This is a genomic window from Streptomyces sp. JLYT201 (assembly GCF_059448825.1).
Genome location: NZ_CM182551.1, coordinates 8,788,246 through 8,799,403, shown reverse-complemented (window position 1 = coordinate 8,799,403; position 11,158 = coordinate 8,788,246). Strand labels below are relative to the sequence as shown.

At 70.0% G+C, this 11,158-nt stretch carries 11 protein-coding genes; 2 read left to right on the top strand and 9 right to left on the bottom strand.

The annotated features are described in order from the left end of the window. A complete protein-coding gene (locus AC5WAM_RS37510; protein ID WP_495520316.1) occupies positions 1 to 492 on the bottom strand; it encodes an ATP-binding protein in 492 nt (163 codons plus the stop codon). A gap of 359 nt (positions 493 to 851) precedes the next feature. Between AC5WAM_RS37510 and AC5WAM_RS37505 the strand changes: the two genes are divergently transcribed. Both AC5WAM_RS37505 and AC5WAM_RS37500 read left to right on the top strand, forming a co-directional pair. After that, positions 852 to 2,201 (top strand): NsdA family TPR-like regulatory protein, encoded by a 1,350-nt coding sequence (locus AC5WAM_RS37505; protein ID WP_495520315.1) that lies wholly within the window; start codon positions 852 to 854, stop codon positions 2,199 to 2,201. 21 nt (positions 2,202 to 2,222) lie between these two features. Beyond that, positions 2,223 to 2,780 (top strand): GNAT family N-acetyltransferase, encoded by a 558-nt coding sequence (locus tag AC5WAM_RS37500; protein WP_495520314.1) that lies wholly within the window; start codon positions 2,223 to 2,225, stop codon positions 2,778 to 2,780. 21 nt (positions 2,781 to 2,801) lie between these two features. On the opposite strand, the gene AC5WAM_RS37495 is transcribed toward AC5WAM_RS37500, so the two are convergent. The 8 genes from AC5WAM_RS37495 to AC5WAM_RS37460 form a co-directional block, all read right to left on the bottom strand. Then, complete coding sequence (locus AC5WAM_RS37495; protein WP_495520313.1) at positions 2,802 to 3,581, bottom strand: phosphotransferase; 780 nt, start codon at positions 3,579 to 3,581, stop codon at positions 2,802 to 2,804. A gap of 128 nt (positions 3,582 to 3,709) precedes the next feature. Continuing rightward, entirely contained in the window at positions 3,710 to 5,587 is a 1,878-nt protein-coding gene (locus AC5WAM_RS37490; protein ID WP_495520312.1) for an AfsR/SARP family transcriptional regulator, read from the bottom strand. An 876-nt stretch (positions 5,588 to 6,463) separates the two neighbouring features. Beyond that, complete coding sequence (locus AC5WAM_RS37485; RefSeq protein ID WP_495520311.1) at positions 6,464 to 6,904, bottom strand: pilus assembly protein TadG-related protein; 441 nt, start codon at positions 6,902 to 6,904, stop codon at positions 6,464 to 6,466. Continuing rightward, the gene (locus AC5WAM_RS37480) at positions 6,901 to 7,347 is read right to left on the bottom strand and encodes a TadE/TadG family type IV pilus assembly protein (RefSeq protein ID WP_495520310.1); all 447 of its coding nucleotides are present in this window, start codon (positions 7,345 to 7,347) and stop codon (positions 6,901 to 6,903) included. Before AC5WAM_RS37480 ends, AC5WAM_RS37485 begins: the two co-directional genes overlap by 4 nt. Next, positions 7,344 to 7,733, bottom strand: coding sequence for a TadE family protein (locus tag AC5WAM_RS37475; protein WP_495523734.1), 390 nt, complete (start codon positions 7,731 to 7,733; stop codon positions 7,344 to 7,346). Before AC5WAM_RS37475 ends, AC5WAM_RS37480 begins: the two co-directional genes overlap by 4 nt. 218 nt (positions 7,734 to 7,951) lie before the next feature. Further along, the gene (locus AC5WAM_RS37470) at positions 7,952 to 8,848 is read right to left on the bottom strand and encodes a type II secretion system F family protein (RefSeq protein ID WP_495520309.1); all 897 of its coding nucleotides are present in this window, start codon (positions 8,846 to 8,848) and stop codon (positions 7,952 to 7,954) included. Continuing rightward, positions 8,845 to 9,735, bottom strand: coding sequence for a type II secretion system F family protein (locus tag AC5WAM_RS37465; protein ID WP_495520308.1), 891 nt, complete (start codon positions 9,733 to 9,735; stop codon positions 8,845 to 8,847). Before AC5WAM_RS37465 ends, AC5WAM_RS37470 begins: the two co-directional genes overlap by 4 nt. Beyond that, positions 9,732 to 11,066 (bottom strand): TadA family conjugal transfer-associated ATPase, encoded by a 1,335-nt coding sequence (locus AC5WAM_RS37460; RefSeq protein WP_495520307.1) that lies wholly within the window; start codon positions 11,064 to 11,066, stop codon positions 9,732 to 9,734. The genes AC5WAM_RS37465 and AC5WAM_RS37460 overlap by 4 nt, the downstream gene beginning before the upstream one ends. Between the last annotated feature and the right edge of the window lie 92 nt (positions 11,067 to 11,158).

Genomic DNA, 11,158 nt, shown 5'->3' with positions numbered 1-11,158 from the left:
TCATCTCCTGTCGCGCCCGGCCCTGCGGGCCGAAACGCTGCAGCACGACCAGCCGTTGTCCGTACGCCACGTGTCCGCGAGTGCCGAGACGAGCACCAGGCCACGACCGTGCTCGGCGTACGGGTCGGCTTCATGGCCCGCAGCGGCCTCTGCCGGAACGCTGTTCTGCACGGCGAATCGCACACTGTCCGAGGCACACGTGACGCGCACGTTGATGCCGGGCCCGGTACCGTGCACGAGCTCGTTGGTGACGAGCTCGGACAGGACCAACAGCGCCGCGTCCAAGTTGTCCGCAGCGGTCCAGCCCTGCCATTCCAGGGCCTTGCTGACGCCGGCACGGAGCTCCCCCACCCATCGACGGTCCTCGTCCGCAGGCACGTCGCCGTGCGGCACAGACGTACGCCGGTGGATGATCTCGACTCCGCCGCCGTACGGCGCCGGGGCCGTCCTGCTGTCCGTGGTCTGCTCGACAGGACTGACCGCCCTGGGCATCATCCGCACCCTCTCCGTACACGTTGCGTCCCGGGTGCGTGTGGCCTGGGCAGCGAGGCATGGATGTAGCGCAGGCCACACGCGGGGACATCGCCGCGAGGCGACGTCAGGCGCTTCGCTGAATGAGTGGTTCCGCAGCGGAAGCGCCCCCTTACGGTGGCAAGGTGGGTGCGGCAGAGCTATCCCCATTCCACCCTCGGAATTCCTCGACGAGGACCGGGTGGAAACCTCGGACTTCCCTCGGACCTTCCTCGGACTTTCCTCGACTTCGCTAACTTCCGCCTGTAGGGGGCACGTTGATAGTGATGACGTCTTACCGTCGGGGACAGACGTGCTGGACGTAATGGCTGGAGGTGCCCATGATCACGCTGCTCCGGTACCTGATCGACCAGCGGGGCTGGAAGGAGTACGAGGCCTTCCTGAGCCACTTCAGGAAGGCGGCTCAGGAACTGGCAGGTACCGAGGGGCCGTTGGACCTGGCGTGCGTCGTGCCGCAGCGCAAGACGTACCAGGCCTGGTACTACGGAAAGCGGCGCCCGCAGGTCGACTCCCGCAGGGTATTGGTCCACCTGTTCGGCCACACCGTCGAAGAGCTGTGGAGTATGGCCAACGACGGCCAGGCCCTCGGTCACGCCACCCCCACCTGCACGTCACAGTCCCGAATCCCTGTCGGCACCGACATGGATCTGCACTCGATGAGAAGGACGGGCACAATGGCCGCACGGCGCGCAATGGAATTCGCCCTCGGAGCCGAACGGCAACAGGTCGGCGACGAAACCCTGGGCTACCTTGGTGACGAGGTGAAACGGCTCACCGAACTGTATCCGCGGGTACCGCTGTCGAAGGTCTGGGCGGATCTGGCGACAGCTCAAGAAGAAGCGTTCCGGCTGATGGAGAGCGGCCGGACCCGACCGTCTCAGGCCCGGGAGCTCCACTTCATGGCGAGCGTGCTGTCCTTCCTCATGGCCAAGGGGTCTCACGACATGGGTGACCCCAAGACGGCCATGATGCAGGCCCGCGCCGCGGGCTTCTGCGCCCGGCAGGCCGAGCACCCGGGGCTCATCGCCCTCGTCGACGGGCTGAAGTCGCTCATCGCGTACTGGTCGGACAAGCCCGAGGACGCACTGCACTACGCCCGCAAGGGCGCCGAGGAGTCCGCCAGCCTCCGCGGCACGGTGACCGTTTGGCTCGCCGGCCTCGAGGCACGTGCGGCAGCCGTGCTCGGCAACGAGGACGCGGTCCAGAGGGCGAACCGCCGCTCCGACGAGCTGCGCGAGCGGGTCGTCCCCGACGACCTCGACGCTCTCGGAGGTCTGCTCACCTACCCGGTGATCAAGCAGACGTACTACACGGTCGAGGCCGCGGTGCTCCTCGGCCAGGGCGACGCGGCAATAGCCGCCCAAGCCGAGGACGCGGTACGCGGCTACAGCAACCGGGACGACCCGGACTGGGCCTTCGGAGACATGGCCGGCTCCCAGTGCAACCTCGCCCTGGTCCATCTCCACGCCGGGGACCTCGACGGCGCCGCGGAGGCCATACGCCCCGTACTCGATCTCCCGCCCAGCCACCGCAACAACGGCATCGTCGTCTCCGCCGCGCGCGTACGAGCGGCCCTCACCCGGCAGTCCGTCCGCAATGCGGTTCTGGCGCGCGACCTGCGTGAGGAGATCACGATGTACCAGCCTTCTCGTCCCGCCCTGCCCCGCTAGAGCGGCAGGTAGAGTCCACGCATGTACCCGGTCAGCCGTCGCAGCTCCCGCCTGGAACTCCGCGAGCTCACTCCCGACGACGTCGAAGCCGTCCTGGCGATCTACGGCAACGCCAAGGCGACAGAGCACCTGTCCTTCGAGCCGCGCTCCCGCGATCAGGTGGGCGCCATCGTCGACCGGTCCATCGCGCTGGCCGCCGCGGCCCCGCGTGTGGAGTACAGCCTGGCGGTGGTGGAACAACGCAGCGACGACCTGATCGGATTCGCGCGCCTAGCCATGGACCCCCACCAAGAACGCGCCGCCACCATGGGGTTCGCGCTGCGCCCCGAGGCCTGGGGTGCCGGGTACGGCGTCGAGACCGTACGCCTGCTGCTCGGCCTCGGCTTCGAAGAGCTCGACCTCCACCGCGTCTGGGGTGCCCGCTCCCCGCTGAACACCGCCTCCGCCAAGACCATGGCCAAGGCAGGGATGACCGAGGACTACACGATCCGCGAGCACATCCAGAAGGGCGGCAAGTGGCGGGACTCCGTCGTCCACACGATCCTCGAGCGCGAGTGGCGGGAGCAGTGCCCCGTGTAGTCCAGGAACGCGCAGGGCCGCTTACCGGGTCGGGTGCCAGAAGGAGGCGGGCAACGCCTCGACTTCGCGGGCGGCCTGGTGCAGCTCTGCCGCAACCGGCTCCAGCGCCGTATAGATGGGGTCACCGTCGGCGGCCATGCGGCGGATGACGTCCGCGTTGGTCCGGGCCCGAGTGGACACCACTGTTCCGAACCCCGACCGGTCGCCTTCGTACCCATAGGCGTCGAGGAATTGGTGCAGGCGCCGGGACCGGTCCTCGAACGCGGTGAATCCGGTCCGCTCGGCGAAACTGCGCGCGTGCAACGGGACCCATGTCAAAGCCATGAAGGCCAGGTCGAACTCGCGCGTCGAGGGACCCGCGGTGTCCCAGTCGAAGAAGCCCACCAAGCCCCCGTCACGCCACACCGCGTTCCAAGGAGCGGCATCGTGGTGGCCGATGACGAGCCCAGGCCGCCACCGCTGCCCGGCGAGCCAGCGCGCGTCCGGCGGCGGGACAAAGGACTCCGTCGCATCGTGCAGCTGCCGGGCCCACCTCCCCACGGCTTCCAGCGCAGGCGGCGAGTACACCCAGGCAGGCCAGGGAAGTTCCTCCCCCGCTGTCTCACCTTCGAGATGGGTCAGGACCTCACGCCCTTGCCCGTCCGTGCCCAGGACCCTGGGCACACCGTCCATCCCCACCGCTTCCAGGTGGCGCAGCACCGCGTGCACCGCAGGAGTCCACGGCTGCACGGCCCGATGAACCGCGCCGCCTCGGCGTACCGCCCCGCCCGTCCTGCCGCCGGGCAAACGCTGCTCGTCCATGAACCGGTTCTACCGCAGCCTGAATGCCCGTGCAGCCGAATTCCCTGCTCCTCTCGTGCGGCAGTGTTGCCTCCGGGGCCGGAACCTTCGCAACCTAAAGAACCAGCACCTGCCCTTGCACAACCTACTCAGGGGCCGTCGGGCTGCCCGAACCGCAGCGCTTCGTAGAGGACGGCCGTCTTCTGACTCGGCGACTCGCCCAACTCTGCCAGGGCTCGCCGGAGGAGCTCGAACGTTCGTGAGACGGCGTCGGACAGCCCCAGCCGCGCCTGCATCCGCGCGATGTCCCGGTAGATGGCCTCGTTGTATGGGTCAAGGCCGCGGGCCTGTTCGAGCAGATCGAGCGCCTCACGGGGGTCGGTTCTGCTCCTCATCCGCACGAGAGCGCTCACAGCGTCCAGGTAGTCCCGCCTCAGGGCCTCACGCGGGGCCTCCAGCCATTCCGCCGTGAGCTCCGCCGCGAAGTCCCCGACGTAGAGGCCCGTCGCTCGGCGCAGGTTCTCCTCTCGCATGTCTTCAGCCGATCCGGCCTCCCGTGCCGCCCGCACTGCCTGCTCGAACTCCCAGAGGTCGACCGCGACTTGCCCGCTGCCGAGCACGTAGTGGCTGTCGGCGTACTCGGTCATATCGGTGATCTCGTCGTGCGTGGCCAGGCGAAGTGCGCGACGCAGCTGGCTCAGCGTCGCGTGGAGGCTGTTGTACGGGCGTTCCCGAGGTGCGTCGGGCCAGATCGTCGCTGTCAGGGCCTCGCGTCGCGCCCCTTCTTTGTGCAGGGCGAGGTAGGCGAGCACTTCTCGTTGCTTCGGCGCCAACGCGTGGGTGACCTCCACCCTGCGCGAGGTACCTGGCGGTTGATAGGCAATGCGTACGTGTCCGAGTACGACGAGCCGCAGGGCCCGTGGCTCGCAGGGGCTGGCGTGCCTCGGTCGGCCGCTCCGCCCGTGTCGCGGCCATGCCGGGGTTGGCTCCGCAGGTGCGGGTGGTTCTGGAAGCGGACGAAGCCGCGCTCCTGGGCCCCCTGAAGCATGCGTGAGCGAGCGTTCGGCGGCCTGCGCCAGGTCGGCGTTCTTGAGCGCGGGTTGAGCTGCCGCTGCTTCGGCCAGGAGGGCGAAGAGGTCCTGAGCGTCGGCGGTCGGCAAGGTGAACAGTCGCGCGCCGGTGAAGGTAGCCGTGTCCGGCGGGGTGGCAGCCGCGACGTCTCCGTTGGTCCCGATACGAAGCGTTGTTCCGGCTCGCCATGGGCCGAGGAGGATTCCGCACACTCCGAGCGCCGAGCCGTTGTCCAGGGCCGCTTGCAGACGGCGCTGCTCCGCGGGCGAGGGAGTGCCGAGCAGCACGAGCTCGTCCGGCTGCTCAGTGCTGGGGCGATCGGCGTCTTCGCCCATGCGCGTACGTGAGACGAGTTCAGCCTCGAGCATCTGAAGCGCCTCGCCCATGGTCGCCATGAGGTGCAGCCGCGGGAACCGGGCGCCGTCCACGGCGCCCATCTGGAGGAGCTGCTGTGCGTCCCGCATCGGGATGACGAGTTCCGCTCCGCGCTGGGCTGTCGTGTGCTGCTCGGCCAGGAGGTTGATCAGCAGTGCGCGGGCGGCGTCGAGTGCGCCCGGGCCAGTGAGCCCCACGCCGTGGCTCCGGGCGAGGTCCCAGGCGAGGGCCTGTCCTTCCTTCACGCCGAGGACTCGTCGGTCCCGTTGCTCTTCAGGGTGCTGCTTCGGGTCTTTCGCACCGTCGTCGCCCTCACCGTGGTCAGCGTGCAGCGCAGCGGTGCCGTAGACATCGTCCGTGTCGTCCTGGTCCGGCTTCATCTCGGTGCTTGCCGCCCGGAGGGCGCGTACGACTGGTGCGAGGTGTACGTCGCGCCGTTCGCCGCTGCCCGGGCGGTAACGGATTCTGCGGCGGCGGAGAACGACTGCCGTGGCGGCGGCCACGGCCAGGGCCAGCCCGGCGCCGACGAATGCCCCGCTGGGCAGATCAAGGCCGGGAGGGGTTCCCTCGTCGTCGCGCACGTGGGTGGGCGGTTGGCGCGGAGGTACTGGTGGGGTGCCGTTCGGTGTGGGCGTCGGCGACCCGCTGTCCGAAGGCGGCGGAGGCGGAGGCTTCGGGGGCACCGGGGCAGGACGCCGGTCCTCGTCCGGATCGGCCGGGGGCTCGGGGAGGCGGAGGGCCCAGCCAGGTCGAATGAGGCTGGGGTGGGTGAGGGAGCTGCCGTCCGGCTGGGGACGGCCTCGGTTGAGGGCGTAGATCTCGGGCCACCGGTTGCCGTCTCCCAGGTGGCGTTCGGCGATGCGCCAGAGGCTGTCGTACACGCCATCGCGCGGGGCGCGGACGACGATGACTTCCCTCCCACCGTCGGCCGGGCGCCTGCTGCCCTCGTGTGTGTCCTTCGTCGGTGACGCCGTGCGGACGTCGCCGACGGGCATGCTGACGGCTGCGGGGCGCCGTTGCGACGCGGCCGCGAGCTGCGGGTCCCGGTAGGGCAGGAGAGCCAGGACAACGGCTCCGACCAGAGCCGCAGCCGTTCCGTGCACGGGTCCCTTGGCAGGTCGGTGAGGTGACCAGGTGAGTGTCCGTACGGCCTCGCCCGCCGTGCGCAGGACGTCGGCGACGAAGAAGGTCCACGTAGTCCACAGGAGGCATGCCAGCGTGTTCAGCAGGAATGTCGTGCTCATCGGGGAAGTGAGCACGGTCGCGATCGCCTCGACCGTGGGTGCGTGAGCCGGCAGTGGCCAGCCCACGTACCGCCACAGTGCCCAGGGGATGCCTCCGATCAGCAGCACCAGGAGAGACCCGGCCAACACGCCTCGTATCAGGAGCGCCGCCGGGCACCTGTGCTGGTGGTGTCCGGCCCGAGGAGAGGGACGTGCGGCCATAGCTGCACCAGCTCAGCGTTCCGGGGCTTCGACGCCGTGGACGGGATGGGCGGTCCCCGTCGCGGTGACGGTGAGAGTGTCCACGCCGAGGAGGCCGAGGAACTGCGTGCGCTGGTGGACGGTGACCGTGACGGAGACCGTGGTGGAGGTCGTCTTCACCGCCCCGGTGTCGCTGGTGGAGGCCAGGTACGCGTGGGCCCGGCGGTGGGCTTCGGTAGGGAGCAGCCGCACGGAGCCGTCGTTCCGATAGGCGGCGAGGTCGATGGCCTGGGCGCCTGAGCGAGCGGCTTCCTGTGCTTCACCGATGGCGCGGACCTTGGCGGCCAGGGCAAGTCCGCCGTCGACCACGAGACCGGCGAACATCACTACGGCCACGGTGATCAGGACGACGAAGACGGTGACTTGTCCGTCGTCGCGGCGCGCGCAGCGCACCAGAGGGCCTGGTGATGTCACGGAGCCTCGCCTCCCAGAGCGGCAGCGGTTCCCAAGGCACCCCTGAACGTGTCGACCGGCGCGGCAAAGGTGGCATTCAGCGTCCGTACGCCCGGCACCTGCAGGAGTGCCAGGTCGTGCAGGTCGACGCGGCAGGTGACCGTGGCGGTGAGGGTGCCGCCGGGCCGCATGCTGCCGTGCGTGTCGACCTTGAGGGGCTGGCAAGTGATGCCCGCCTCGCTCAGTGCCGAGGCGGCGGTGGCGCGGGCGTGCGTGGTGGCGGCCGAGGCCGTCCTTTGTAGGCTCGCGGCGCGGGCTGCTTGGTGGGCGGCGTCCTCGATGCGCAGGCGGGAGTCGGTCATGCGCCCGCAGAAGACGAGCAACCACAGCATCAGTACCAACACAGGGATGACGAGGACGAGTTCGACCGTCGCCGAGCCGACATCGGGGCGTCGGTACCTCATCGCAGCTCCAGCCCGGGTATGAAGGCCTCGATCGGGCCGTCGGCACGGGCCCGGACCGGCAGGTCCAGGAAGGGGAGGACGCTGGTGGCGGTGCCGCGGACCCGCACCTCGGCGTGGTCGGTGCCGCGGGCCACCGTGACCCGGATGCCGCGCAGCGGGCCGCGTCCCAACCGGTGCAGGACCCGGTCTGCCTCGTTCTGTCCGGCGGCCTCGCTGCCACTCTGGACGCGGGTGACCGCCAGGGCGTGGGAGGCGGTGGTCTGGGCGATGTGCGCGGCGTGGAGGTACAGGGCGGTCTGGGCGAGGAGGAGGACGAAGGTGAGGACCAGCGGCATGATGATCACCATCTCCGTGGTGGCGGTGCCGCCGTCGTCGCACCATCTCAGCGGAAGCGGACACTGCGTGCCGCGGCCATGATGTCGGGGCCGAACAGCCCTGTCACCGCGAGGGCGAGCGCGGCGGCGAAGGCGATCCAAATGACGTGTTCGGTCGTCATGCCTCGGTCGTCCTGACCCAAGGCGCGCAGGACCCTGCGGAGTCGGTTCCGGCGGGTCCGAGAAGGTTGTGAGGGCACGGCCGGTCTCCTTTCGCTGTCGTCGCGGTGTCATAGCGAGGCGGTGATCTGGGTGAGGGCCGGATAGAAGACGAAGAGGACGAAGCCGAAGGCCATGAGCATCCCGGGCAGAGCCATGCGCTCGGTGGCCGCGTTGGCCTGCCCTTCGGCGGCGGCGCCGTCCTGGCTGCGCATCGCGGCAGCCTTCGCGGCCAGGGAAGCTCGGATCTTCGCGCCTTCGGACCCGGCGAGGGAGAGCGACGCGGCGAGTTCCGTCAGCTCGGCGACCTCTAGTTCCTCCCCGAGCTGTCCCAAGGCGGTCCAGGGCGAACTGCGTGTGAGGCGCGCGGTGTTCAGCGCGCGGCGCAGCTGCTGGAACGCCCACCCGTGGCCCGTCTGGGCGGCGTCGTGCAGGGCGGCGTCGACGCCTGCTCCTCCGGCGAGCAGGATGTGGATCAGGTTCAGGTAGGAGCTCAACGCGTGGCGGAAGGCCTCTCTGCGTCGCTTGGCTTCGGCTCGCACGGTGAGGTCGGGGAGCAGGAAGCCGCACACCGCCAGGGCGAGGGCCACCGAAGCCGGTACGGGCCACGGCAGCGCCCTGCCCCCAGCGACAAGCACGAGATCAACAGTGGCGGGCAGCACCAGGCCCGTCAGGCCGAGCGTGGCCTTCTCCGCGAGGTGGGCGTCCGCCGAGCGCTCAGTGATGGCCAGGTCCTTCCCAGTCTCTTGGTGCGGCAGCCCGAGCGAGCGCAGGAAGGCGGTGAAGGGAGCGCCGACGCGTACCGCCCAGCCTCCGGCCTGCAAAAGCAGGAGGGGCTGCTGCTGAGGCTCGGGGCGCAACCGGACAAGGAGGTCGGACAGCGTCGGTCGGGGTGGGAGGAGCCAGACCAGGAGCGACCACAGCCCCAGGCCGGCGCCCATGCCCAGCACAGCGAACGTGGCGGTCACGGCGACACCTCCAGCCGAGTGCCCTGCCCCTCCTCGGCCGTGGCGAAGCCAGAGATCAGGAAGCGTTCGGGGCCCTCGACCCGGGCCAGTCGGCGCAGCCAGCAGAAGGCGGTGGTGAACACCATGCCGATCAACATCAGCACCAACTGTCCTTCAACCGAGTCGTACGGGCTGAGGAACGCGGGATTGAGCACGATCAGGCCTCCGGCGAAGGAGAGCGTGGTCGTGACGACGACGCGCAAGGTCGTACGCGTCCGCGCTCGAGCGGCGTCCACGCGCTGGCACATGGCGACCTGGGCCCGGGCCGTGGCCGCGAGTTCTCCAAGGAGCGAGGTGAGCTGGCGAGCCTGGTGCTGTGCGGCGAGCACGAGGGCCGCGAGTACGAGATCGGCGGTCGGGTCGTCCAGGTCATCGGCGAGGCGACGCAGCGCCGGGGCCAGGCGCTCGCCCCGCTCCAGGCGGCCGGACAGCTCAAGGATCTGCGGACGTATGGCCTTCGGCGCGGCGCGGGCGGTGGACATGATGGCCTGCTCCAGACCGGCAGCCGCAGCGAGGGTGTCACGCAGCATCTCGGTCCAGCCGGCTACGCCCTCGATCAGGGCCAGCTGCTCTCTGTCGACCACGCCCACAGCCAGCAGCCGCGGCAGGCTCCAGGTCGCCATGGCGGCAAGCAGTACGCCCGCCGCCCAACCGGTGAACGCTCCGACAAGGAGCCCCATGGCCATGGAGGCGGCGATCCAGCGCCCGGCGCGGTCTCGCGGTCCGTGCCGGCGTAGAGCTGCGGGGAAGACGGGTGTCGGTGGCTCGCGCCATCCGCGGACGACGAGGAACACTCCACTACCGATCCCCAGCCCGAGCAGCGCCGCCAGGGGCACGTACGCGCTCATGGCGACCACCACTGGCCCAAGTGCTGGAGCCCGTCGAGGTCCAGACCCGCGGCCACCAGGTCGTCCAGTGTCTCCGCGCGCACGGGCACGCCCGGCTCGGCGCAGAGATCGGGGCCCGGTCGGAAGACCTCGTTGGAGACGATCTGCTGGCCGTCGGCGTCGATCACCTCGCGGACGGAGGAGACGACGCGCTTGCCGGGCTCACCGCGTGGCCGTTCGAGGTGGACGACGAAGTCCAGGGCGGAGGCGACGAGGAGGTTGGTGGCTTCCAGCGGCAGGCGTTCGGGCCCTTGGACGGCGTACGCGGCGAGCCGGGTGAACGCGCCGCGGCTGGTGGAGGCGTGCAACGTGGCCATGGAGCCGTCGTTGCCCTGGCTCATGGCGTTGCACATCGGGATGACCTCAGGGCCGCGGACCTCGCCGACGATGACACGGTCCGGAGACATGCGCAGCGCCCAGCGCACCAACTCGGCCTGGCTGATGGCGCCGTGTCCCTCGATGTTCGCCTCGCGGGACTGCATCGCGACCACGTCGGGGTGAGCGACGGCGTCCGTGTCCAGGCCGAGTTCGAAGACGTCCTCCACGGTGATCAACCGCTCCCACGGTGGGATCTCCGCGGCCAGAGCGCGCAGGAGCGTGGTCTTGCCGATCGTGGTGCCCCCGGTGACCAGGAGGTTCTTCCGGGCCCTGACCGCGGCGCCGAGGAAGGCCTCCAGGTCCCGGTCGATGGTGCCGAGACGGCGCAGCTTGCCGAGGGACACGGTCTTGTAGCGGTGGCGGCGGATCGACACCGACGGCCGGGCGGTGACCGCCATGACGGCGAAGGCCCGCTCGCCACCTGGAAGCTGGAAACTCACGCCAGGGCTCCCGCGGTCGAAGCGGCGCTCCTCCACTCCGGAGCGGGCGGCGAGGTCTCGGATGAGCTGGACCAGTTCAGCGTCCGAGCCCACCACCGGCGGTAGCTGCTCACGGCGGCCGTCGGCGTAGCGTACGAAGACGCGGTCGCCGTTGATGTTGATGTTCTCGATGTCCTGGTTGCGGAGGAGAGGCTCAAGGCCGGCCAGGCCGAAGACCTCGTTCAGCACCGCCTGGACGACCCGTTGCTCGACATCGCGTGGGACGGCATGGCGGCCGCCGGTCAACTGGTGCTGTGCGAACTCCTCTGCGGCATCGGCCAGGATCTCTTCGGCCGCGGCACGTCGCTCGGTCTCCAGCCACTCCGGGCGCCCGGAGGCCTCATGAGTTCGGATGCGCTCGGAGAGCCGCGTGGACAGCTGGTGACGGAGCCGTTGGCGGAGCTGCTCGGTGGACGCGTCCTCGTACAGGCTCATGCCGGCTACGGCGGAGGGATCGCGCACGCCCGCCCTCCGGTCGAACCGGGGCACTCCGTTGTTCGCCCCGGCCGGGGCAGGGGTCGGGGTGG